The 24,637-nt window shown below is 75.0% G+C and carries 7 protein-coding genes; 3 read left to right on the top strand and 4 right to left on the bottom strand.

The window, feature by feature from the left end; translation table 11 throughout:
* Positions 1 to 67 precede the first annotated feature (67 nt).
* From AB0I16_RS19220 to AB0I16_RS19210, 3 genes are all read left to right on the top strand, one after another.
* The gene (locus AB0I16_RS19220; protein WP_363250613.1) at positions 68 to 991 is read left to right on the top strand and encodes a LysR family transcriptional regulator ArgP; all 924 of its coding nucleotides are present in this window, start codon (positions 68 to 70) and stop codon (positions 989 to 991) included.
* A gap of 157 nt (positions 992 to 1,148) precedes the next feature.
* Positions 1,149 to 2,045, top strand: coding sequence for an MBL fold metallo-hydrolase (locus tag AB0I16_RS19215; RefSeq protein WP_363250612.1), 897 nt, complete (start codon positions 1,149 to 1,151; stop codon positions 2,043 to 2,045).
* Positions 2,046 to 2,131: 86 nt separating this feature from the next.
* Positions 2,132 to 2,434, top strand: a complete 303-nt coding sequence (locus AB0I16_RS19210; RefSeq protein WP_363250611.1) for a hypothetical protein — start codon at positions 2,132 to 2,134, stop codon at positions 2,432 to 2,434.
* 33 nt (positions 2,435 to 2,467) lie between these two features.
* Here AB0I16_RS19210 and AB0I16_RS19205 read toward each other — a convergent pair whose 3' ends face one another.
* The 4 genes from AB0I16_RS19205 to AB0I16_RS19190 are packed head-to-tail and all read right to left on the bottom strand — an operon-like array spanning position 2,468 to position 24,559.
* Positions 2,468 to 4,984 carry a beta-ketoacyl synthase N-terminal-like domain-containing protein gene (locus AB0I16_RS19205; RefSeq protein ID WP_363250610.1) on the bottom strand — a complete coding sequence of 839 codons (2,517 nt, stop codon included), beginning with the start codon at positions 4,982 to 4,984 and terminating at the stop codon, positions 2,468 to 2,470.
* A 9-nt stretch (positions 4,985 to 4,993) separates the two neighbouring features.
* Positions 4,994 to 6,142: an OzmP gene (locus AB0I16_RS19200; protein ID WP_363250609.1), complete on the bottom strand. Its 1,149-nt coding sequence runs from the start codon at positions 6,140 to 6,142 to the stop codon at positions 4,994 to 4,996.
* Positions 6,143 to 6,191: 49 nt separating this feature from the next.
* Positions 6,192 to 9,734 carry an amino acid adenylation domain-containing protein gene (locus AB0I16_RS19195; protein WP_363250607.1) on the bottom strand — a complete coding sequence of 1,181 codons (3,543 nt, stop codon included), beginning with the start codon at positions 9,732 to 9,734 and terminating at the stop codon, positions 6,192 to 6,194.
* Complete coding sequence (locus tag AB0I16_RS19190) at positions 9,731 to 24,559, bottom strand: SDR family NAD(P)-dependent oxidoreductase (protein WP_363250606.1); 14,829 nt, start codon at positions 24,557 to 24,559, stop codon at positions 9,731 to 9,733. The genes AB0I16_RS19195 and AB0I16_RS19190 overlap by 4 nt, the downstream gene beginning before the upstream one ends.
* Positions 24,560 to 24,637 lie beyond the last annotated feature (78 nt).

The following is a 24,637-nucleotide window of genomic DNA, read 5'->3' as shown; positions in this document are numbered from 1 at the left end:
GTCGACGTTATGGATCACCGGCCACTTAAGTACAGGTAATGATTCTCAGGTAGCTTAAGCAATCGTGATGTCCCGGCACGGCAGCCTCTCGGAGCTGCCCCTCGAACAGGTGCGGACGCTGCTCGCCGTCGTCGACGAGGGCACCTTCGACGCGGCGGCGGCGGCCCTGCATGTCACGCCGCCCGCCGTCAGCCAGCGCGTGAAGGCGCTTGAGCGCAGGACGGGCCGGGTCCTTTTGACGCGGACCAAGCCGGTGCGGCCCACGGAGTCGGGGCAGGTCGTCGTGCGGTTCGCGCGGCAGCTCGCGCGCCTGGAGCGGGACGCGCGCGCCGAGCTGGGCATCGGTGAATCGGGGCGGGGCGCGCTGCTGCCGGTGGCGGTGAACGCCGACTCCCTCGCGACCTGGTTCCTGACCGCGCTGGCGCGGGTCCCCGCCGAGCTGCGGGTCTGCTTCGAGCTGCGCCGCGAGGACGAGGTGCACACGACGTCGCTGCTGCGCGAGGGCGCGGTGATGGCCGCCGTGACCTCGTCGCCCGACGCCGTGTCGGGCTGCACGGTGCGCCGTCTCGGCCGGGTGCGCTATCTGCCGGTGGCCTCGCCGGAGTTCGTCGGGCGGTGGCTGGGCGAGTGGCCCCGGGTGCCGCTGGGGCAGGTCATCGCGGACGCCCCCGTGCTGCTCTTCGACCGGCGCGACACTTTGCAGGACCAGTTCGCGCGCGAGGTGACGGGCGGCCGGGGGGCGGGCGCCCTGCGCCACTACGTCCCCTCGTCGCGCGGCTTCACCGAGGCGATCGAGGCGGGGCTCGGCTGGGGCGTGGTGCCGCGCGCCCAGGCGGAGCCGCTGCTGCGCACCGGCGCCCTGCGGCTGCTCGACGCCGAACGGGTCGTGGACGTACCGCTGTTCTGGCAGCAGTGGAAGCTCGACTCGCCCGCGCTCGCGGCGCTCGCGGACGCGGTGGTGGGCACGGCGGCGGAGGCGTTGGACCAGTGAGGCACCGCCCTATATGACATGTCCACGCCATGCGTGTATGTGCCCGTCAGAGACCCCTCGCCCCGCAGAAACAAGAGCCGACCCCCCTTCCTCTTCCGTCCGGCCCCGGGTTACCCCTGAGGGGAGAAGAGAGCCCCCGCAGAAGGCGAGACCCGACGTGAAGGACCCCATCCCCCTGCCCCTGACCACCGGCTGGTCCGTGGACGACCGCTGCACCAATTGCGACGTCGCCCGGCAGCTCGCGCCCGACCTGGTCCACGAGGTCGGGCGGCGCTCGGAGGTCGTGCGCCAGCCCCGCGACGCCGCCGAGGAACGCCTGCTGTACGCCGCCGCGTTCGCCTGCCACACCCGCTCCGTCCGCCCCGCCTCCGGGCGCCTGGACGAGGCGCGCGACCCCTACCCCCTGCCCGTGGACGACACCGTCCTGTTCTGCGGGCACAACTCCCCGCACACCGCGGGCGCCAACGCCTATCTGCTGCGCCGCCCCGCGGGGAACCTGCTGATGGTGGACACACCCCGCTGGAGCGAGGCGCTGGCCGCGCGGTACGAGGCGATCGGGCCCGTCACCGACGTGCTCCTCACCCACCGGGACCACGCGGCGCACGGCCGCAGGTACGCCGACCGCTTCGGGGCCCGACTGTGGATTCACGAGGGCGACCTGGACGCCTCGCCCGACGCCGACCGCGTCCTGCGCGGCACGGACGCCGCCGAGGTCGCCGACGGCGTCACCGCCCACCCGCTGCCCGGCCACACCAGGGGCAGCGTGCTGTACGTCGCCGACGAGGAGTACTGCTTCAGCGGGGACAGCTTCTACTGGTCGCGGTCGACGGGCGACATCGAGGTCGCCGAGAGCGTGACGTGGTACTCCATCGAGGAACTGGCCGCCTCGTTGGCCCGCACGGCCGAACGGCTCCGCTTCAGTTGGCTCCTGCCCGGCCACGGCGACCGCAGGCGCCTGCCCGCCGACGAGATGGCGCTGCGCATGCGGGCGTTGACCGCCAGGGCGGCCACGCTGCGGCCCCGCCCGGTGGACTTCACCGCCCTGCGCTGGTGACGGCCCGCGGGCGTGTGCGGCGACACACCCCGCCGCCCGGCGGCGAATACACGCGGCGGGCGCCGCTCCTGTCTAGCGTCGCCCGCATGGCGACTGAACCGCGAAGGACCGAGCCCGACCTGCCCGATCCGCAGACGTTCGAGCTGCTGATCGTGCCCGAGTTCACCGACGAGGACGGCACGGAGACCGCCGACACCCGGGGCACCCTGCGCTCCGCGGTGGTGCGGGCCACCGGGGAGACCGGCGCCTCCGGCTACCCCCGCTACACCGGTGACGGCATGGAGGCCGACATCGACCCCGTGAGCCGGGCCGTGGAGGCCCTGCTCGTCGACGGGGCCGAGCTGGACTACGGGCTCATGGTGCGCGTCGCGGACCACCTGGGCGGCTGAGCCCGCCGGCTCGGCCGCCCAGGAACGCCGGGACTACGCGCCGGGGCGGCGCGCCGCCGCCCGCTGTGCCCTGCGGGAGACGCGGCCCTCGGAGGCGGCGGGGGCCGGGGCCGCCGCCTCCGGGGCGATGCCCAGTTCACCACCGAGGTCGGCGACGAAGGAGCGCACGGTCGGGTACTCCACGAACGCCGACGAGCGCACCGGGTGGGACAGCTCCTCGCTGAGCTTGGCGATGACCTCGATGAGGATCAGCGAGTCGAGACCCATGTCGAACAGGTTGGTGTCGAGGTCCACCGTGCGCGGGTCGGGTGCGCCGAGGACCGCGGCGATCTCCTGCCGGATGAACCCGGTGAGCAGGGCGCTCTTCTCGGCGTCCGGGGCGCCGTCGAAGCGGTCCCGCAGCGTCCGCGCCGCCGGACCGGCGGCCGGTGCCGCGCTGCCGTGCGGCTCGATCCAGTGCCGTACGCGCTCGAAGGGGTAGGTGGGCAGCGGCACCCGCCGTATCCGCTCGCCCTGGTGGAACGCCGCCCAGTCGACGTCCTCGCCCGCGGTCCACAGCCGCCCGACGAGACCGAGCAGGAACGGCACGCCGGTGGAGTCCGCCGCCCGCGGCAGCAGGGCGATGCCGGGCCGCCCGGCTCCTGCGGTGTGCTGCGCGCCGATCCCTTCCAGCAGACGGAGTGCCGCGTCGGGCAGCGCGGTGCGGTCGGCGGCGACCACGGGGGCGGTGACGCCCCAGCCGGCCAGGGTCCGCGCGGTGGCGTACTGGACGGCGAAGTCCGCCGCCGGGCCCCGCGCGGCCAGCAGTTCGGCGGCGGGGGCCCCCAGTTCGGCGGCGCACCGGTCGTAGTGCTCGCGGAAGGCCGCGGCGTCCGCGTACAGGGCCGCGGCGTGGCCGGGCACGCCGGTGCCGGGTGCCAGGTCGAGGACGGGCCGCTCGTCGGCGGGGTCGGCGGTCAGGACCCGGCCGGCGTCGCCGAGCGCCAGGGCGAGCGCGGCGTCCCGTACACCGGTGGCGACCAGCGCGCGCCGGTAGGGGTGCGCGCGGCGGCCGAGCGCCAGAGTCTGGGCCACGGCGGGCAGGTCGAGGCCGCGGTCCTTGCGGAGCGCGCGGGCCAGGTCGGCGGTGGCCGTGTCGAGGGCGGCCGGGGTGTTGGCGGAGAGCACCAGGAGGCGGGGGCCGGCGTCCTCGGCGTCGGGGGCGGCGACGGCGGGCGGCTCCTCCACGATGACGTGGGCGTTGGTGCCGCCGATGCCGAAGGAGCTGACGCCGGCCCGGCGCGGGGTCGGCCCCTCGGGCCACTGCCTGGTCTCGGTGCCGACGTAGAAGGGTCCCGCCGCGAAGTCGATCTCCGGGTTGGGGGCCTCGAAGTGGAGGCTGGGGACGAGGGTGCGGTGGCGCAGCATCAGGACCGTCTTGATCAGCCCGGCCATGCCCGCGGCCGTGTCGAGGTGACCGACGTTGGTCTTGACGGAGCCGATCGCGCAGGACTCCGGGGGCAGCGTGCCGCCCTCGCGGCCGAATGCCTGGCTGAGCGCGGCGACCTCGACCGGGTCGCCGAGCGGGGTCGCCGTGCCGTGGGCCTCCACGTACGAGATGGTCTCCGGCCCGACGTCGGCGATCTGCTGGGCCTCGGCGATCACGGCGGCCTGGCCCTGGACGCTCGGCGCGGTGTAACCGGTCTTGTCGGAGCCGTCGTTGTTGACCGCGGTGCCCTTGATGACGGCGTGGACGGTGTCGCCGTCGGCCAGCGCGTCGCTCAGCCGCTTGAGGACCACGGCGCCCACGCCGTTGCCGATGACGGTGCCCTGCGCCTTGGCGTCGAAGGCCCGGCAGTGGCCGTCCGGCGAGAAGATCATCCCCTCGTGGTGGAGGTAGCCCTCGCCCTGGTCGGCCTGGATGTGGGCGGCGCCCGCGATCGCCATGGTGCAGTCCCCGGAGAGCAGGCTGAGGCAGGCCAGGTGCACGGCCACGAGGGAGGTCGAGCAGGCGGTGTTGGTGCTGACGCTGGGGCCGTTCAGGCTCAGCTTGTAGGAGGTGCGGGTGGCGACGAAGTCCTTGTCGTTGGTGATCATCATGCGGTAGCGGTCCACGGACGACGCGGTGCGGTAGCGCTCGCCGAGGTTGTGCAGCAGATAGGTGTTCAGGCCCACTCCGGCGTAGACGCCGATCTGCTGCTCGCCGCGCCGCGGGTCGTAGCCCGCGCCCTCCAGCGCCTCGTGCGCGCACTCAAGGAACTGGCGCTGCTGCGGGTCGATCAGCTCCGCCTCGTCCCGGGTGATGCCGAAGAGCCCCGCGTCGAACGTGTCGGCGTCCGGCAGGATCTGGCCCGCCTTCACATACCGGTCGTCGCTCAGCAGGTGCTCGCCGACCCCGGCCGCGCGCAGCTCCTCGTCGGAGAAGTAGGTGAGGGTCTCCCTCCCCTCGCTGAGCACCTGCCAGAACTTGTCGGGGGTGTCGGCGCCGGGGAACCGGCAGGCGAGCCCGATGACGGCGATGTCGGAGTCCCGGACCTCGTGGTCCTGCCGCTCTGTCCGCTGGTCGTTCATGTCTTCTCCTCAACCCACCTTGATACCGAGGTCCGCCGCGACGGCGCGCATGTCCAGGAACGTCTCCGCGATGAACCGCGCTCCGTCGTCGGTGGTGTCCATCTGCTTGAACAGCTCCACCAGCGCGGCCCGGTGCTGCTCGCGGTCCCCCTCGCCCGCGGCTATCTCCAGAACCACCTTCTTCAGCTTCTCCTCGACCTCGGGCAGGTCCAGGGAGCGCGGGAACTTGATGCTGAAGGTGGAACGGTCGTAGTCCTTGTTGCGGCTCACCGCGCGCGTGTAGCTGGACGCGTTGAGCTTGTAGAACATGCAGTCCCAGTTCTTGAACGAGTAGTAGTTCAGGAGGGGGAACAGCGTGCAGTGCGTCTCCATCGGCGAGGAGGCGTAGAGGCCCTTCTCCTTCAGCTCCGCCACCATGCGGTCGGGGTCGTAGTCGTGCCGCATGGCGATGAACGGAAAGACGATCTTGGGGAGTTCGTCGTCCTCGGCGAAGAGGATCTCCTCGATCTCGCCGTCGAAGAGTTCGCTCGCCAGCTCGGGTCCGAAGGACTTGTAGAAGCCGCGCACCACTTCCCTGACGTTCGACTCCATGGTGAGGATCTGCTGCGGGTCGGCGCAGAGCGCGATGTAGGGGATGTGCTCGCGGTAGGCGTGCAGGATGGCGCGGATCACGAAGAACGTACGGCAGGAGACACAGGGCAGCTTCTCGTCGAGGTACTGCCCCGGCTTCTTCGGGCGCGGCCGGTTGAAGACGTCCCGCATCATCTTCTTGATGTTGTCGTCGTCCGCGTCCACCATGAACGTCGCGGGCAGCTTCTCCTGCGCCAGTTTGATGTTCTGCGCGGCATGCGTGCTCTCGAAGGGCACGTCGAAGGTGTACGCGAGGGTCCGCTTGCCGTACTCGTTGACGAACTTGTCCAGCATGTACGTGCTGTCCTTGCCGCCGCTGTACATGAAGAGGCAGTCGAACTCACCGCGCGGATTGGGCGGGGCCGCCTGGAACTCGGCGAACACCTCGTTGGTGTACTTGTAGTTGACGATCAGGTCGCCCGCGAAGTCGAGGTTGCAGAGACTGCACACCTGCTGGTCGTCGAGGACGATCCCCGGATGCCCGTCCTTGATGGAGCAGATCTTGCAGCGGACGATGGTGGGTTCCACGATGCCTCCTGGAGAGATGTGTCGGCCGGCCGTCCGGCCTCCGGCGGGCTCAGCGTTCGGCGCCTGACCTCCGGCGGCGCGCTCCGAGCAGGGACCTGTCCCGGCCGCCCTGCTGCCGCCCGCGCACCGGCGCCCCGGACGGGGTGCCGTCCTCGGCGAGATGGCGGGCCATCGTCCGGATCGTCGGGTGGCGGAACATGTCGAGCCGGCTCAGCGAGGGGCGCAGCTCGGCCCTGAGCCGCGCCACCACGTGGGTCAGCCGCAGGGAGTCGCCTCCCGCGTCGAAGAAGTTGACGTCGGCCCCGATGTCCGGCAGACCGAGCGCGCTCCGCCAGATCGCGGAGATCCGCTGTTCGAGCGCGCCGCGCGGCCCGGCCTCGTCCGGCCGCCCCGTGGGGGCCGCCGTACCGTGCGGGGCGGGCAGGGCACGGCGGTCGAGCTTGCCGTTCGGTGTCAGCGGCAGCGCGGGCAGCGGGACGACGGCCGACGGGACCATGTAGGCGGGCAGCCGCTCCCGTACGTGCGCGCGCAGCTCGGCGGCGGCCGGGAGCGGACCCGCCCCCTCGGGCACGGCGTAGGCGACGAGCCTGCCGCCGCCGGGCTCCTCGTCGCGTACCACCACCGCTGCCTGGGCGACGGCGGGGTGGTCGCGCAGGACGGTCTCGATCTCGCCCGGCTCGATGCGGTAGCCGTTCAGTTTCACCTGGCCGTCCACCCGGCGCAGATACTCGACGCGGCCGTCGGGCAGGTGCCGTACCACGTCGCCCGTGCGGTAGACGCGGCCGGGCGCGAAGGGGTCGTCGAGGAACCTGGCGGCGGTGAGTTCCGGGCGTCGGTGGTAGCCGTCGGCCACTCCGTCACCGCCGATGTACAGCTCCCCCGGGCTGCCGGGCGGCACGGGCCGCAGCCGCTCGTCGAGCACGTACATCCGCGTGTTGGCGAGCGGGCGGCCGATGGTGACGGGGTGTCCCTCCTCGACCCGGTCGAGCGAGGACCAGATGGTGGTCTCGGTCGGCCCGTACATGTTCCAGACCCGGTCGGCCCGCCGCACGAGCTCGGCGGCCAGGTCCTCGGGCAGCGCCTCGCCGCCGCACAGGACCGTCAGCCCGGGCCCACCCCGCCAGCCCGCGCCGATCAGCATGCGCCAGGTGACGGGTGTCGCCTGCATGACGGTCGGCCGGTACGCCTCGACCAGCTCGCGCAGCGCGAAGCCGTCGGCGGCCGTCTCCGCGGACGCCACGCGCACCTCGCCGCCCGTGACGAGCGGCAAATACAGCTCAAGACCCGCGATGTCGAAGCAGGCCGTGGTGACCGCGAGCAGGGAGTCGTCCGGGCCGAAGCCGGGCTCCCGCGCCATGGAGCAGAGGAAGTTGGTCAGCGCGCGGTGGCCGACGCGCACGCCCTTGGGCAGGCCGGTGGAGCCGGAGGTGTAGATGACGTAGGCGAGGTCCTTGGCGGAGGCCCGGTCGGGGAAGTCGTCATCGGCATCCGCCTCGCCGCCCTCTCCGTCCCCGTCCCCGTGCCCGCCTGCGGGGCCGATCTCCACCGTCCGCGCGGGGCAGTCCGCGGGCAGCGCGGAGGAGAGCGCCGGTTCGGTGAGCACCAGGAGCGCGCCGGAGTCGTCGAGCATGTGCCGGATGCGCTCGGGCGGGTAGACCGGGTCGAGCGGCACGTACGCGGCGCCCGTCCGCAGCACCGCGAGCAGCCCCGTGAGCAGGTCGGCCGAGCGGTCGAGGAAGACCCCGACGAGCGTGCCGGGACCTGCGCCGAGGCGGGCGAGGCGGTGCGCGAGGCGGTTGACCGCGCGGTCGAGTTCGCCGTAGCCGAGGACGGTGTCGCCGGACCTGACGGCGGGCGCCTGCGGCTGCCTGGCCGCCCACTCGGCGAAGAGCTGGTGCACGCACCGGTCGGCGGGGTAGTCGGCGGCCGTGTCGTTCCAGGTGTCGAGGACCAGGCGGCTCTCGTCGCCGGACAGCAGCGGGAGGAGTGCGGCGTCCTCGTCGGGCCGTTCGGCGGCCGAGCGCAGGAATCCCTCGAAGCGGGCCGCCAGGTGGTGGGCGGCGGCCGCCCCGCTCTCCTCCGCCGGAAGGAAGGCGACAGTGCGGGGCACCTCGCCCGGCCCGCCGATCCGTACGGTCAGGGCGGACCCCGCAGCGCGGTGAGCGGTGCCGCGGCCCTCGCTCAGGTCCACGGTGACAGGCAGCGGGGTCCCCGCGAGCGCCGCTCGTTCGCCGGGACCGGACACGCGCAGGTGCGCTCCCCGCAGTGGGGCGCTCCGCTCGGCCGGTTCGGCGAGCCGCCGGGAGACCGCTGCCGCGAGGTCGGCCACGGAGCGGGCCGCCGCGGGGACGCGGAAGGGCGCGTCGGACATCAGGGGCCCGGCCGGCGGCCCGGTCAGACGGAGCGCCACGTCGAACCCTCCGGCGTCCTCCCCCGCCATCCGGCCGAGGAACCGCAGGAGCGCGGCGACCAGCCAGGCCCTCGCCTCCTCGGGGTCCGCGGCCGGGACGCCGGGCGGCACAGCGGCGCGGGCGAGGGTGCGGGCGCCGGACGGCTCGGCGGGCTCCGGGGCCGCGGGCCACGGGACTTCGAGGGGCGCCCGGTCGGTGAGCAGGGGCAGCCAGTGCCGCTCGTGGCGGCGCGCGGCGCGGGCCGTGGCCGCCCACCGCTGCCGGGCCGCGTCGTCCGGCTCCGCGAACCGGTCGCCGGGGCGCAGGCCCGCCGCCGTGGCCGACGGGCCGCCGTCCAGGTCGGACAGGTCCGTGAGGCGCACGTCGAAGTCGGTGGTGGCGACCGTGGCGGCCGGTCCTTCCACGGCGACCACGGTGCCGGGCGGGCTGGTCGAGGGGCGGTCGGTGACCTCCGCCTTCCCTACGGCGAACAGGCGCTCCCCCAGGGCGAGGAGCGCGAGGCCGAACGTGTTGCGGTGCGGTCCGAGGTCGGTGGCGCGCACCAGGGCGCCCAGGCCGGCGGCGGACCCGCGCCAGGAGAACAGGCCGCCGTCGGGCGGGCCGTCGTGGAGGCCGTGGTAGGTGCGCAGGGTGAGGTCCTGCGGGGTGCGGGTCCCGGTGCCCGCGGCCAGTTCCTCGACGAGCTCGCCGAAACTCGCGGCGGCGGCCTCGTAGCAGGCGAGGTTGAGGGTGTACGCGGTGTCGTCGGGGCCGACCGGCACCGCCCGCTGCTTGAGCACGTCGCCCGTGTCGGCCTCGCGCTCCATGACGTGCCAGGTGACGCCGTGCTCGGTGGCGCCCTCCAGCACGGCCCAGCTGGTGGCGTGCAGGCCGGCGTGCCGGGGCAGCAGCGCGTCGTGGAAGTTGACGGCCATCCGCTCGGGCAGCGCGAGGACGTCGTCGGGCAGCATCCGCAGGTTGGTGACGCTGAACAGGTACGCGAACCGCAGCGGGCGCAGCCGCTCCGCGAGACCCCGGCCGGGATCGACGACGGTCAGCCCGTGCCCGGCGGCCCAGCGGCGCAGCCCCGGGTCCTCGGCGACCACGGCGGCCACGTGGTGGCCCCGCGTCAGCAGATGCTCGCCGCACTCGGCGAGGAGGGGTTCCTCACCGATCAGGACGGCACTGAAGGGCGTGGTCATCGCTGCTCCTCCTGGTCCTGGAGAACACTGCTCAACTGGCGCAGCAGGCGGTCCACCTCCGCGTCCGAGAGGCTGTCGACGATCTGCTCGACACCGGGGTCCGGCTCCGGGCCCGGCTCCGGGACCGGCTCCGCTTCGGGCTCCCCCATGGGCTCCGGCCGGGGCGTCTCGCCCGCCGCCGTGGCGGCCAGGTGGCGGGCGAGGCGCTCGATGGTGATGTGCTCGAAGAGCAGGGTGGACGGCAGCGGCCCGTACTCCTGCTCCAGCTCCTTGGTGAGGCTGAGCACCACCAGTGAGTCGACGCCGTAGTTCTCGAAGGTGGCCCGGGGGTCGAGGAGGTCCTCGGGCATCTCCAGGACGCGCGCGAAGACCGCCGTGACCCGGCGCTCCGCGGCACTCACCCGGTCGGCGTCGGCGGGCCGCGCCTCGGGAGCCGTGACCACGGGGTGAGGCACCTCGGGGGCGGGCGTCCCCGGTGCGGAGACGGGGACGAAGCCGTCGCTCTCGGCCGCCAGGACGCACTGGTGGGTGGCTCCGGCGGGGCGCGGTCCCTCGGTGATCCGGCGGAACCCGTTGTGGGCGAGGACGTCGCGCCAGGCGGTGGCGGACAGGAGCGGGGAGTGCGGCAGCCGGTACTCCGCGTCCTCGAACAGCCACCAGCCGGCGGTCAGGCCGAAGATCAGCGCCATCTGGTCGCGCTGCTCGACGCCCTCGTTGAGCACCAGCACACCGTGGGTGGCGAGGAGGCGCTTGGTGTGCGCGAGGGTGCGGTCGATGCTGCGGGTCGCGTGGAAGACGTTGGTGCCGAGCACCAGGTCGTATCCGCCGCTCTCGATGCCCTGCTCCCCCGGGTCGCGCTCGATGTCGAGCGCACGGAAGCCGGCGAAGGGATGGTCGGCGCCGAAGCGCTTGCGGCCGTGCCGCACGAAGCCCTCTGACACGTCGGTGTAGAGGTACTCGACGTGGTCGCCGAGCCCGGCCTCCGCGATCGCGCGCAGGACGCGGGCGCTGGTGCCGCCGGTGCCCGCGCCGACTTCGAGCACCTTGACCCGGTCGCCGGGCCGGCCGCGCAGGCGCTCCCGCACGTACCGCACCACCGTGTCGGCGACCTGTCCGTTGCACCGGTCGGTGACGGGGTCGCCCGCGTAGACGGCCTCGACCAGGTCGAAGGAGCCGCCGGGGAAGAGCACGTCCATGTGTCCGCGCCGTCCGGCCAGTACGTCGGGCAGCGCCTCGACGCAGCGCAGCAGCAGGGCGGCCACGGGGCCCGCCTCGGGGTGACGTGCCGTCAGTTCGGCCGCCGCCTCCCGCGGGTGTACGGCGCGGCGGAGGAGTTCCGGGTCGTCGACCAGGGCGGTGGTCACCAGCTCGGCGCCCTCGGCACGGAGGTGGCCGCCGCGCTGCAGGACGTCGAGGAGCAGGCCGAGGAGCCGTTCCTGTGCCGGGACGACGCCGAGGCGGGCGCGGAGCCCGTCGCGGGTGTGCCGCTCACCGGGGCCGCGCAGGACGCCCGAGCTCCGCAGGGCGCCGACGAGCAGCCGCCGGGCGAAGACCTCGGTCTCCGTGGCCGCCGGGCCGCCGGGCGCGGGCCCGGCCAGCGGTTCCCGGCCGGGGGCCAGCAGGGCGGACGGCGCGGGACGCTCCGGCTGCGCCCGCAGCACCGTGTCCGCGTCGACGCCGAGACCGGCGAGGATCTTGGGGTCGGCCTTGACGACGAGTACCCGCGGCAGCCCGCCCGAGAGCACCCGCTCCACGGCCGCCATGCCCTCCTCGGCGCCGATGGGCCGGATGCCCGCTGCGGCGAAGCGGCCCAGGACGCGTTCCCTGTGGGCGTCGCCCGCGGCGTGCCAGTAGCCCCAGTTGACGGTGCGGACGGGGTAGGGCGCGGTGCGGGCCTCGGCGTGCGCCCACGCGTCGGCGACGTGGCAGCCCGCCGCGTATCCGGCCTGGCCGTGGTTGCCCTCCAGGGTGACCGCCGAGGAGTACAGGAGCACGAAGTCGGGCCGCTCGCCGCGCAGGGCGTGGAACATGCTCCACACCGTGTCCGCCTTGGCGTCCAGGGCGGTGCGCAGCTCGGCCTCGGAGAGGTCCCTGATGGGCTTGTCGACGAGCACCATCGCGGAGTGGATGACGCCGTGGAGCGCGCCGAAGCGGTCCTTGGCCCCGTCGATCACCTGGCGGAGGGCCACCGGGTCAGCGGCGTCACACGGTACGTACGACACCTCGGCGCCCAGCTCCTCCAGCGCCGCGAGGTCGGCGCGGCGCCGCTCGTCCGGTGCCCCGCGGCCGACGAGGACCAGGCGGGCGCGGTAGGTGCGGGCCAGGTGCCGGGCGGTGTCACGCCCGAGCACCCCGAGGCCGCCGATGACGAGGTAGACGCCGCCCGTGCGGAAGCGGGTCGGGGCAGCGGCCGGCTCCACCGCTTCGAGGCGGCGGACGCGCCGTACGCCGCCGCGCAGCGACACGGCACGGACCTTGGCGAGCGCCGGCTCGTGGACCAGGGCGGCGACACCGGCGTCGAGTTCGTCGCCGCGCACGTCGAGGCAGGCGGCGGAGAGCCGCGGGAACTCCTTCGCCGCGACCTCGCAGTAGCCGATGAGCCCGGCGGCCGTGGGGCGCACCGCGTCGTCGTCGCCGAGCGGCAGGCCGTCGGCGGTGAGCACCTTGAGGGCCAGGGGCCTGTCGAGCGTGCCCGCGCGGTCGAGGGCGCGGATCAGCCGGTGCAGCGAGACGGTGCCGCGGTCCTGCGCCGCGTGCAGCCCCGCCCGGTCCTCCACGGGTCCGTCCGTGCCGCCGGTGCCCAGGAAGTACACCAGGTCGAGGTGGGGGACGCGGGCCAGGAGTCCGTCCGTCGCGCGCTCGTCCAGGCCGCCTTCGCCGATGGTCAGCCGGACGTGTTCGGCGTCCGGGTGGGCCGCGCGCAGGGCGTCCGCCCGCGCCGCCCCGTCCTCGCCCGTGACGGTCAGGACGGCCCGGGGCGCCGCGGTGCCCGCGGTGACCGGGGGCGCCACCGCCCAGCGGGGCCGGTAGTCGATGGACGGCTCCGGCCTCAGCTCCCGCAGGGCGAGGCCGACGACGCGTACGCACACGTGGCCCCCGGTGTCGGTGACGGTGACGTCGAACCGCCGCGCGCCCAGGTCGCGGACGTGGGACCAGCCTTCGTCGGGCAGGGCGGCGTGGATCTCCACCCGGTCCGCGGCGAACGGCAGCAGCGGCCGGGCGCTCGCGCCGCTGTCGGCGAGCAGCAGGGCCAGCGGGTGCAGCGCGGCGTCGAACGTGCCGGGGTCCAGCGGGCCGGGGGCCAGCGGGCCGGGGGCCGCGCCGGAGTGCCCGCGCGGTCGGCTCAGCCGGGCGAGGGCGGTCCCCTCGCCGGTCCACGCCCGCGTCACGCGCCGGAAGTGGGGGCCGTAGGGCAGACCTCGCCCGCGCAGGCCCTCGTACAGCTCCTCGTGGCCGACCTCGCGCGGGCAGTCCGCCTTGATCAGGTCGATGGGAAGGGGTGCGGGGCGGTCGGGCGCGGAGGCGAGGACCTGGCCGAGCGAGAACACGGGGCCGCCTTCGCCGGTCGCGCCGTCACCGGCCGGGGCCGCGCTCAGGCGGTAACCGAGCGCCGGGGCGGCGTCCGGCTCGGTCGTCAGGGCGACTTCGGTACCGGTGTCCGGCACCGTGAGCGGGGCGAGCCAGCGCACGTCGCGGAAGACGCGCGCCGCGTCCGCGCCCAGGGTGCGGGCCACCAGGTCCAGGTGGCCGACGCCGGGCAGCACGGCACGGCCGCCGACCACGTGGTCGCGGACGACCGGGTCGGTGGGCGCGAGCGTCAGGGTGCTGCTCACCGGCTCGGGCCGCGCGGGCCGTGCCGCCGTCGGTGAGGGCGGGGGCGGCACCTCCGGCTGTTCCGTACGGGTGACGGGCAGCCAGTGGCGCCGGCGCTCGAACGGGTAGCCCGGCAGCGGCAGCGTGCGGCACCCGGCCGCGGTGAACTCCTCCAGGGCCGTCCACTCCGCGAAGGCGCCGGAGACCCAGAGCCTGGCCAGGCGGGTGTGGTCGCCGGCGGCGGCGAGCGTCCGCAGGAAGTCCGGGCCCGCGCCGTCGGTGAACACGTCGGCCAGCGCGGTCTGCCGGTCGGCGTTGCCGGTGATGACCGAGGGGACGCTCGCCCCGTCGGCGAAGGCGGCGAACGTGTCGGCGGCGTCGTCGATGTCGGCCGCGGTGAAGGCCAGGCGTTCGGGCAGCGCCTCGCGGCCGACGCGCAGGGTGTGGCCGGTGTCGGCGAGGGAGGGGCGCTCCGCGCGCAGATGGGCGGCCATCTCGGCGGCGTAGGCGCGCAGCCGCTCCGGGCCGCGCGCGGAGAGCACGAGCAGTTCGGGACCGCCGGACGGGGCGGCGGGCCGCTCGTCGGGGGCGCGGTACTCCTCCAGGATCACGTGCGCGTTGGTGCCGCCCGCGCCGAACGAGCTGACGCTCGCCCTGCGCGGCTGCTCCACCGGCACCCCGGCCACCTCGGTGACGGGCCGCGCCCAGTCGGTGAGGGTGCGCTGCACGCGGAACGGCGACCGGGTGAAGTCGATGATCGGGTTGGTCTCCTCGGAGTGCAGCGAGGGCACCAACTGGCCGTGGGTGAGCTGGAGCACGGCCTTGGTGACGCCCGCGATGCCCGCGGCGCCCTCCAGATGGCCGATGTTCGACTTCACGGAGCCGAGGGCGATGGCGCCCGGCTCCCGCGCGGCCCCGGCGAATGCCTGCTGGAGGGCCGTGTGCTCGATGGGGTCGCCGAGGGCGGTGCCCGTGCCGTGTGCCTCGACGTAGCCGATGGTGCGCGGGTCGATGCCCGCGCGGTGCAGGGCCTCTTCGACGAGGGCCTGCTGCGCCTGGGGGTTGGGCACGGTGTAGCCGCCGGTGCGGCCGCCGTGGTTGACCGCCGTCGCCTTGATGACCGCGTGGATGTGGTCGCCGTCGGCGACGGCCTCCGAGAGCCGCTTGAGCAGCACCGCGCCCACGCCCTCGCCCGGCACGTAGCCGTCGCCTCCCGCGCCGAAGGAGCGGCAGCGGCCGTCGGTGGAGAGCATCCGCATCCGGCTCAGGTGGACGTACTTCGACGGGTGCGCGGAGACGTTGACGCCGCCCGCGAGGGCGTAGCGGCACTCCCCCCTGCGGACGCTCTCGCAGGCCTGGTGCAGGGCGACGAGCGAGGCCGAGCAGGCGGTGTCCACGACGACGCTGGGGCCGCGGAAGTCGCCGAAGTAGGAGACCTGGTTGGCGATGGCCGAGCGGTTGGCGAGGACCGTGTGGTGGTTGCCCCGCGCGGACTCCTCGGCGGCGAGCTGGGCGTAGTCGCCCCACATCACGCCGGCGAAGACGCCCACGTCGCGGCCCTGGCCCCCGAAGCGGGGACGGGGCAGGCGCGAGGGCGGGTAGCCGGCGTTCTCCAGGGCCGACCAGGCGGCTTCAAGGAACAGGCGTTCCTGCGGGTCCATCAGCTTGGCCTGCGAGGGCGGGATGCGGAAGAACAGCGAGTCGAAGGCGTCGACGTCCGCCAGGAAGCCGCCCCACTTGCCGTAGCTCGCGCCGGGGGCGGCGTGGTCGTCGGCGAAGTGCGCGTCGGCGTCCCAGCGGTCGCGGGGCACCTCGGTGACGGCGTCGTGGCCCCGGCGCAGGTTCTCCCAGAACTCCGCCAGGTCGCGGGCGTGCGGGTAGCGCCCGCCGATGCCGATGACGGCGATGTCGTCGTCGCCCGCGGGTTCCCGCCGGGGCGGGGCGGGGGCGGCGGGGGCGGCGGGCCGCTCCTCGGCGGTGACCGGGAGCGTGCGGGGCGCGGCCTGGCCGGGGAACAGCCGCCGGGCCGCGTCGGGGTGTTCGTCCAGGAGGTGGGCGGCGAGGTCGTGCACCGTGCGGTACTCGAAGAGCAGGGTGCCGCGGGCGCCGGGGAAGTCCCTGTCCAGGTGCTCGTTGGTCTCCATGACCAGCACGGAGTCGAGGCCGTAGGCGTCCAGGGCGGTGTGGTCGTCGATGCGCTCCGCCGCGAGGCCGAGCACCTGGCCGAGCAGGCCCCGTACGTGGTCCCGCATGCGGTCGAGCAGGGCGGGGGCGGGCAGGGCGGAGGCGGGTGTGGCGGGCGGCGGGGCCGCCTGGGGCGCGGCGGCCGGTACGGCATCCGCGCGGGGCGTGAGCGCCGAGTCCACGGCCACGGGGTCGCCGACCGCGGGCACGAGCCGGACACGGCCCGTGCGCCAGGCCAGTTCGAGGGCGCGCATGCCCTCCTCCCCGGTGAACTCCCGCATGCCGGTGCGGTGGCGGTACCCGGCGCGCTCCTGCTCGCCCATCAGGGCGTCCACGCCGCCGATCCGCCAGAGCGGCCAGGCGAGGGACAGGGTGCGGCCCGAGGCGCGGCCCTCGCGGACCCTCAGGTCGCGCAGCTCCGCGTAGGAGTCGAGGAAGCGGTTCGCCGCCGCGTACGCGCAGGCCCCGAAGTCGCCGACGACCGAGGCGATGGAGGAGAAGACCACGAACAGGTCGAGCGGTTCGTCGGCGGTGAGCGCGTCGAGCAGCCGGACCCCGTGCGCCTTCACGGAGAGCAGTCCGGTGAAGCGCGCGGCGTCCGCTTCGAGCAGCGAGCACTGGTCGGCGGCGCCCGCGAGGTGGAAGACGCCGTCGAGGTGCCCGAAGCGCTCCTTGGCGCGCGCCACCGCGTCCCGCATGCCCGCCGCGTCGGCGGTGTCGGCCGCCGCGAGCAGCACCTCGCCGCCGAGCGCGGCGAGCCCGTCGGCGGCCTCGCGCGCCGACGGCCGGTCGGCGGAGCGGCTGACGAGCACGAGCCGCGCCCGGTACGTGGACGCCAGGTGGCGGGCCAGCTCAAGGCCGATGCCGCCGGTGCCACCGGTGATGAGGTAGGTCCCGCCCCGCTTGAGCGGGACGGCGGCCCCGGCGCCCGTCGTCTCGGCCCTGCGCAGGACGCGGACCTGGCGGCCCGCCGCCGAGTGGCGGATCTCCGCCCCCGTGAGGCGTCCGCCGCGCGCCAGCTCGGCGTCCAGCAGAGCGGGCAGCTCCGGCCCGCCGGAGCGGGCCACGGTGAAGAGCTCGAAGCGCGGCAGCACGCCGGCGAGGGAGAGCGCGAAGCCCGCCACGGCCTCCTGTTCGGGGCGCGGGCCGTGCTCCGTGCCGTCGAGTACGTAGGCACAGCGCACCCGGCCGGGGAGGCGGACGGCGTCCAGGGCGAGGGCGAGGGAGCGCAGGGAGCCCAGTCCGCGCGCGAAGGCGCCGTCGAGCGCGGCCTCCGCCTCGGTGGTGGCGCCCGCCCGCCCGTAGTCGACGGGCTCGGCCGCCAGACCCCACAGGTGGACGACGTCGAGCGAGCGGACGCCGTCCCGTGCCAGGTCGGTGAGGAGGCGCTCGAAGTCACCGGGCCGCGTGGGGTCGACGCCGTACCGGTCGGGCCCCGTCCTCGCGTACTCCGGCGCCACGCGTACGTCGATGACGCGCCGCGCGCCGGCCCGCCCCGCATGGCTACGGGCCACCTCGTCGTCGTCCCCGAGGACGAGCACGGCGTCGGCGGCGGGAGCGGTGCCCGGCACGAGGTCCTGGTCCTGCCAGGTCTGCTCGTAGAAGAACGGGGTGTCCTCCCGCGTCAGACGGCGTCCGCCGAAGTGGTCGATGCGGACCAGCTCGGCCCCGGCGTCGTCGAGTATCCGCACGTCGAACCGGCGCGGTCCGGAGTCGTCCCCCGTGTGACGGGCGGGCACGGCGTGCGCGTGGCACCTGCGCGGCAGCCCCCGCGGAGCGCGGATCTCCAGCGCGCCGAGGTGGAACGGCACCGCCAGGCTCCCGCTCTCCTCCGGCGAGGGGCGGTCGGCCCAGTGGCAGGCCCGCAGCGCGCCGTCGAGCAGCGCGGGAGGCAGCAGGCAGTCGCCGTCCGCCTCGGGCAGCGTGAGGGTGAGGAGCGCGCCGCCGTCGCCGAACCTGGCCTCCTCGATGACGTCGAACGCGGGCCCGTAGGCGAAGCGCGCGCCGTCGTAGGCGGCCAGGACCGCCGTGCGGTCGCGGACCTCGGGGCAGCTCGCGCGCAGGGCGGCGAGGTCGGTGGGGCCCGCGGGCCCGGCAGGGTCCGCGGGGTGCGTGTCCACCGTGCCGCGCACGTGGACCGTGCGCTCGCCGCCCTGTTCCGTCCAGACGGTGAAGGCCGGTTCGCGGCCCGCCCGGTCCTGTCCGCCGTCGGTGCGGGTCAGGCCGACGTACACGTCGACGGGGTGTCCGTCCTCGATCACCACCGGCCGTCCCCACAGCACGTCGCGCAGGCCGAGTGCGTCGCCGGGACCGGCGAGACCGGCCGCCGCGCGCGCCATCTCCAGGCAGACGGCCCCGGCGAGCAGGGCCCGTCCCTCGATGACGTGGTCGCGTACGAGGGGTTCGCCGGCCCGGAAGGTGCGGCGGAAGCGGATCTCGTCGAGGGTGGACTCGTTGGCGTCGAGCAGCGGGTGGAGGCGGGCGGGAGCACCGCCCTCGCCCCGGTCGGCGGCGGGCACCCAGTAGCGCTCGCGGGCGAAGGGGTAGCGCGGCGCGGGGACACGGCGGGGCTTCGGGCCGCCGGGGGCGACGGCGCTCCAGTCGGCCGAGCCGTCACGGGTCCAGCGGGCGGCGACACGGAGAGCCTGGCCGTGCTCCCCCGGCGGCTCGGACCCGAGGGAAGCGCTGGTCACGAGCCCGGGGCACGGAGAGCCCTGCTGGAAGGCGCGGAGCGCCCTGATGAGGGCCGCGCCGTCGTCGGCGACCACGGCGAGGCGTTCGTCCATGACCTCGCGGCCGTGCTGGAGCGTGTGGGCGAGGTCTTCGGCGCGTACCGCCTCGCGTTCGGCGAAGTCGGCGAGCCGGCCCGCGTAGACGCCGAGCCGTTCGGTGTCGCGTGCGGAGAGCGGGAAGACCAGGGGCCGCGCGAAGCGCTGCCCGGCGACCGGCAGTTCGGGGCGCTCGGGGCCGTCGCGGTACTCCTCGACGACGAGGTGCGCGTTGGAGCCGCCCGCGCCGAACGAACTGAGCCCGGCGCGGCGCGGGGCGGGGCCGTGTTCCCCGGCGGGCGCCGGCCAGTCGGCGGCCTCGCGCTGCACGCGGAACGGGGAGCGCCCGAAGTCGATGTTGGGGTTCGGCTCGTCGGCGTGGAGCGAGGGCACCAGACGCCGGTGCTTGAACTGGAGCAGCACCTTGGTGAGTCCGGCGATCCCGGCCGCCGATTCGAGGTGGCCGATGTTGGACTTCACCGAGCCGATGGGCCACCGCGGCTCGGGCCGGCCGCGGCCGGTGGCGTCCGCCTTCGGCGCGCCGAAGACCTTGGTGAGCCCGGCGATCTCGATCGGGTCGCCGAGGGACGTGCCGGTGCCGTGGGCCTCGACGTATCCGATGTCGGCCGGTTCGAGACCGGCCACGCCCAGCGCGCGGCGCACGGAGTCGGCCTGCGCGTGCGGGCTCGGCACGGTGTATCCGTTGGTCCTGCCGCCGTGGTTGACGGCGTGTCCCCTGATCACCCCGTAGATGTGGTCGCCGTCGCGCTCGGCGGCGGCCAGCGGCTTGAGCAGCACCACCCCGACACCCTCGCCGGGCACGTAGCCCGTGCCCCCGGCGCCGAAGGCACGGCACCTGCCGTCGGCGGAGACGAAGCGGCCCTGGCTGAGGAAGACGTACTTGTAGGGGTGGAGGGAGAGGTTCACCCCGCCCGCGACCGCCACCTCGCTCTCGCCGCCGCGCAGGCTCTCGCAGGCCAGGTGGATGGCGGTCAGCGAGGACGAGCACATGGTGTCGAGCGCGATGCTGGGCCCGTTGAGGCCCAGGGTGTACGAGACGCGGTTGGCGATGGAGGCGAACGACGAACCGGTGACCCTGATGCCGCCGCGCTCGGCGTCCGCCGCGCCGTAGAGCTGGTACTCGCCGTACATCACACCGACGAAGACCCCGACCGGGCGGCCGGAGAGTTCGTCCCTGCGGTAGCCGGCGTCCTCGAACACGTGCCAGGCGTTCTGCAGGAACAGGCGCTCCTGCGGGTCCATCAGCTCCGCCTCGCGCGGCGAGATGCCGAAGAACAGCGGGTCGAAGCGGTCCACGTCGCGCAGGAAGCCGCCCCACTTGGAGAAGGCGCGGCCGGTGGCCGAAGGGTCGGCGTCGAAGTAGCGGTCGTGGTCCCAGCGGTCGGCGGGGATCTCGGTGACGCAGTCCCGTCCCGCGGCGAGGTTGTCCCAGAACTCGTCGACGTCGTCGGCCATGGGGTAGCGGCCGGAGAGGCCGATGACGGCTACGGCGTGGGCGTCGTCGGGGGAACCGGCCGGGTGTGGGGCCGGTTCCGGGGCCCGCTCCTTGAGCGCCGGCCGGGTCGCGGGGCGGTCGGCGGCGGCGTCCGCCGGTGCGGTCCCGCCCGCCGGTCCCTCGCCCGCCGGTCCCTCGTCCGTCGCCGCCAGTTCCCCGAGCCGTTCGGCGTAGTCGGCGGCGAAGTACTCCGCCAGCTCCTCCAGCGTGGCGTACTCGAAGAACAGCGTCTTCGGCAGGTCGTCGAAGTGCCGCTCCAGCTCCGCGTTGAGCCGGGTGATGACCAGCGAGTCGATGCCGTAGCGGTCGAACGGCACCCGCGGGTCGATCTCCCGCACGTCCAGCTTCGTCCGTTCGGCGAGCAGCCGCCGCAGGAAGCCCGTGGCCCACTCGGCCAGGCCGGTGCCGGAAGGCCCCGCGCCCGTCGCTCCCCCGGCCGCGACGGCCTTGCGCACGGGGGCGGGTTCGAGCGCCGCCGCGACCCGGGCCAGGTCCCCGTGGCCGACGAGCAGCGCGCCGCCGTCCTGCCGCAGCGCCGCGTCGAAGGCGGCGAGACCGGCGTCCGTGGGCATCGGTGACAGGCCCGTACGGTGCCGCAGTGCCCGCACGGCGTCCTCGTCCTGGCGCATGCCGCCCGCCGTCCAGAGCGGCCAGCCGAGCGAGAGCGTACGGCCGGAGCGGCTGCCCGCGGCCACCCGGGCGCGGCGGCGCTCGGCGAAGGCGTCGAGGTAGGCGTTGGCGTACGCGTAGTCGCTCTGGCCCGCGTTGCCGAACGCGGCGGCGACGGAGGAGAAGCAGACGAAGAAGTCCAGCGGGTCGTCGGCGGTGAGCCGGTCGAGGTGCTCGGCGCCGAGCGCCTTGGGGCCGACGACCCCGGTGAACTCCTCCCAGTCCTTGTGCAGCAGATAGGCGTCGTTCAGCGTGCCCGCCGCGTGCACGACCCCGCGTATCGTCCCGTGCTCGGCGCGGACGGACGCGACGGCGTCGCGCAGGGCCGCCTCGTCGGTGACGTCCGCGCGGCGGAAGGTGACGTCGTGGCCCGCGGCCCGCAGGGCTTCGACGCGACGCGCGGCGGCCGGGGCGGGCGTCGACCTGCCGAGCAGGACGAGCGGGCCCCCGGTGCGCGCGGCGAGGTGTTCGGCCAGGGTCAGACCGAGGCTGCCGGTACCTCCGGTGACCAGGCACGCGCCGCCCCGGGGCGGTGTGCCCGCCTCCCCGGTCCCGGCGGCGGTGGGCGCGGCTTCGGTCAGCCGCCGGTGGCGCCGCACCTGCCGGACGCCGCCCCGGTGCCGGGTCTCGGTCTCCCCGTCGTCCAGGCGGGCGAGTTCGCCGGCGAGCGCGGGCACGAGCGGCGTCGCGGCGTCCAGGCCGACCAGGCGGTGGGTGAGGCGCGGGTTCTCCAGGGTGACGCTGCGCGCGAGTCCGGCGAGGGCGGCGTCGGCGGGGTCGGCGCCGTGCGTGTCGGTCCGGTGGGCGACGAGCAGCGCGGTGCGGTCGCCGCCGCGGCGCGCGAGCAGCGCCTTGGTCAGGGCGAGGACCGAGCGCGCGCCGTCGTGGCCGTGGCCCTCCTCGGTCGCGCGCCAGGTGTGCAGCACCGCGGCAGGGGTGCGGCCGGTCTCGGCGAGCCGGTCGAGGAGCGCGGCGAAGTCCTCCTGGCGGTAGGGGTCAACGGTGTAGTGGTCGCCGTCCACCTGCGTGAACTCCTCGCCGGGCGTGGCGACGACCACCGCGGGGCCCGCGTCACCGGCGCCCCGGAGCGCGTCGCGCAGGGCGGGGTCGTGCGCGAGGAGGAGCCGCGGGCCCGCGGGCGGTGCGGCCGGGGCCTCGGCGGCGCTGGTCTCCCAGGCCGCGGCGAAGAGGGCGGTCCCGGGCTGCTCGTGGCCGGGCCTCAGGGTCCGTACGGACAGGTCGCGCAGGCGGGCAAGGAGCCGTCCCCCGGTGTCCAGGAGGTCGATGTCGGCCTTGGTCTGCTTCTCCCCGGCGCCGTGGGCGGGCAGCGTGACGTGTGCGAGGCAGTGCCGGGGCAGCGGGTGGAGCACGTCGAGGGCGCCGAGGGCCAGCGGCAGGTACGTGGTGCCGTCGTCCTCGCGGGCGGCGAGCAGGCCCACCACCGCGTGCAGGGCGGCGTCGAGCAGCGACGGGTGCAGGACGAAGGCGTCGGCGGTCCGGTCCCCCGCGGGGAAGGGTCCGTCGGGCAGTTCGAGGACGGCCAGGGCCTCGTCACCGCCGCGTCGCAGCTCGCGCAGGGAGCGCATGGCGGGGCCGTAGTCGAGGCCGCGGGCCCGCAGCAGGTCGTAGAGGCCGGCGGCGGCGAGGAGGTCGGGGCAGCGTTCCGCGATGGCGGCCGGGTCCGCGGGGGCCGGGGCGTCGGCGGGGTCCGTGGCGGACAGTTCGCCGCGGGCGAAGACCTCCGGCTCACCCGAGGCCGTCGCGGTGCGGTCGGTGATCGCGAACCGTGCGGCGTCCCCGTGCGGGGTCAGCTCGACGTGCACCGTACGCGGTCCGTGCCCGAAGGACAGCGGCCGCTCGAAGGAGACCCGGGCCAGGGTCCGCGCGCCCGGGGGCAGGGACAGGGCGCCCGCGGCGCGCGCCATCTCCAGGTAGGCGACGGCGGGCATGATGGCCCTGCCCTCGACGCGGTGGTCGGCGATGTAGAACTCGTCGCCGGTCAGGGTGGTGGCGTAGCGGTGCTCGGCCAGCGTCGAGACGTTGGCGCCGATGAGCGGATGCGGGCCATCGGCGGTGGCAACCGCGGTCTCCGGGGGCGGTTCGAGCCACACCCTGCGGCCCTCGAAGGGGTACGTCGGCAGCGGGACGCGGCGGCGCCGCTCGCCGGCGTAGAACTCCGCCCAGTCCACCTCCGCGCCGTCGAGCCACGCGGTGCGCACGGCGTCCAGGAGCGCGCGGTCCGTGAGCTGCGGGTCCGGCGTGAACGGCCGCTGCCCGTCGGCGGCCGGGGCCTCACCGGCCGGGCGGCCGGGTTCGGCGCGCGCCGCACGCAGGGCGCGTACGGCTCCGGCGGGGTCGGCGCAGATCACGGCGCGCCGGTAGCGGTGGGCCCGGCGGCCCATGGCGAGGGTGTACGCGGCGTCCGCGATGTCGGTGCCGGGGGCGGCGTCGAAGTGGTCGGCGAGGGCGTCGGTGAGGGTGTCGAGGGCGGTGGGCGTCCTGGCGGAGAGCACCAGGAGCTGCTCCTCGCGCGGGGAGGGCTCGCCCGGGCCCTGCGCGGGGGCCTCCTGGAGGATCGCGTGCGCGTTGGTCCCGCCGATGCCGAAGGAGCTGACGCCGGCCCGCAGCGGTCCCTCGCCCGTCCAGGGTTTGGTCTCGGTGTTGACGTAGAACGGGGTGGCGGCGAAGTCGATGGCCGGGTTGGGCCGTTCGTAGTGGAGGGTGGGCACGAGGGAGCGGTGGCGCAGCATCAGCGCCGTCTTGATGACTCCGGCGACGCCCGCCGCGGCGTCCAGGTGGCCGACGTTGGACTTCAGGGAGCCGATGGCGCAGAAGCCCGTGCCGGGCGTGGAGCGGCGGAACGCGTCGGTGAGCGCGGAGACCTCCACGGGGTCGCCGAGGCGCGTCGCGGTGCCGTGCGCCTCGACGTACGAGACGCTGCCGGGGTCGGTGCCCGAGACGGCGTGTGCCTCGGTGATGACGGCGGCCTGGCCCTCCTTGCCGGGGGCGGCGTAGCTGACCTTCAGGGAGCCGTCGTTGTTGGTGGCGGTGCCCTTGATCACGGCGTGGACCGTGTCGCCCGCGTCGAGGGCGTCTTCGAGGAGCTTGAGGACGACGATGCCGACGCCGTTGCCGAGGACGGTGCCGCCGGCGTCCGCGTCGAAGGTGCGGACCCGCCCGTCGGGCGAGAGGATCGCGCCCTCCTCGTACAGGTAGCCGCGCGCCTGCGGCAGCTTGACCGTCACGCCGCCCGCGAGCGCCATGTCGCACTCGCCGTTGATGAGCCCCTGGCAGGCGAGGTGGATGGCCACGAGCGAGGTGGAGCAGGCCGTCTGGACGCTGTAGCTCGGTCCGCGCAGGTCGAGCTTGTAGCTGACGCGGGTGGCGAGGAAGTCCTTGTCGTTGCCGACCATGACCCGGAAGTGGTCCGAGGTGGCGGTCTGGTCGATGCTCGGCAGGACGTACCGCTGGAGGTAGGTGTTGATGGCTGCGCCGCCGTAGACGCTGATCAGCCCGTCGTAGCGGCGCGGGTCGTAGCCGGCGTCCTCCAGGGCCGTGTGGCAGCTCTGCAGGAAGAGGCGCTGCTGGGGGTCGATGACCTCGGCCTCGGCCGGGGTGAACTCGAAGAAGCCGGTGTCGAACAGGTCGACGTCCGGCAGGATGCCGTGGGCCCGTACGTAGGCGGGGTCGGCGCGCAGCGCCTCGGGAACCCCGGCGGCGGCCAGCTCCTCGTCGCTGAACCGGGTGATGCCCTCGCGGCCCGCGCGCAGCAGCTCCCAGAATTCCCCCACGCTGTCGGCGCCGGGGAAGCGCCCGGCCATGCCGACGATGGCGATGTCGTTCCCTGACACCTCGGTGGCGTCGTGCGAACTCACGGTCGTTCCCTCTTCCCTTGCTGCTCGGCTCGGAGTGCGGCTGCCGCTCGGTGGCCCGGTGTGCGTGCGCCGGTTCGG

The sequence above is a fragment of the Streptomyces sp. NPDC050703 genome (assembly GCF_040654435.1).
Classification (GTDB): Bacteria; Actinomycetota; Actinomycetes; order Streptomycetales; family Streptomycetaceae; genus Streptomyces.
Note: the sequence above shows the minus strand (reverse complement) of the source record. Positions and strands in the feature narration are given on the sequence as shown.

What these genes read in the sequence shown, in the direction of transcription:
- AB0I16_RS19220 (WP_363250613.1), top strand. Translation starts at nt 68, where the DNA reads ATGTCCCGGCACGGCAGCCTCTCGGAGCTGCCCCTCGAACAGGTGCGG.
- AB0I16_RS19210 (WP_363250611.1), top strand. Translation starts at nt 2,132, where the DNA reads ATGGCGACTGAACCGCGAAGGACCGAGCCCGACCTGCCCGATCCGCAG.
- AB0I16_RS19205 (WP_363250610.1), bottom strand. Translation starts at nt 4,984, where the DNA reads ATGAACGACCAGCGGACAGAGCGGCAGGACCACGAGGTCCGGGACTCC.
- AB0I16_RS19195 (WP_363250607.1), bottom strand. Translation starts at nt 9,734, where the DNA reads ATGACCACGCCCTTCAGTGCCGTCCTGATCGGTGAGGAACCCCTCCTC.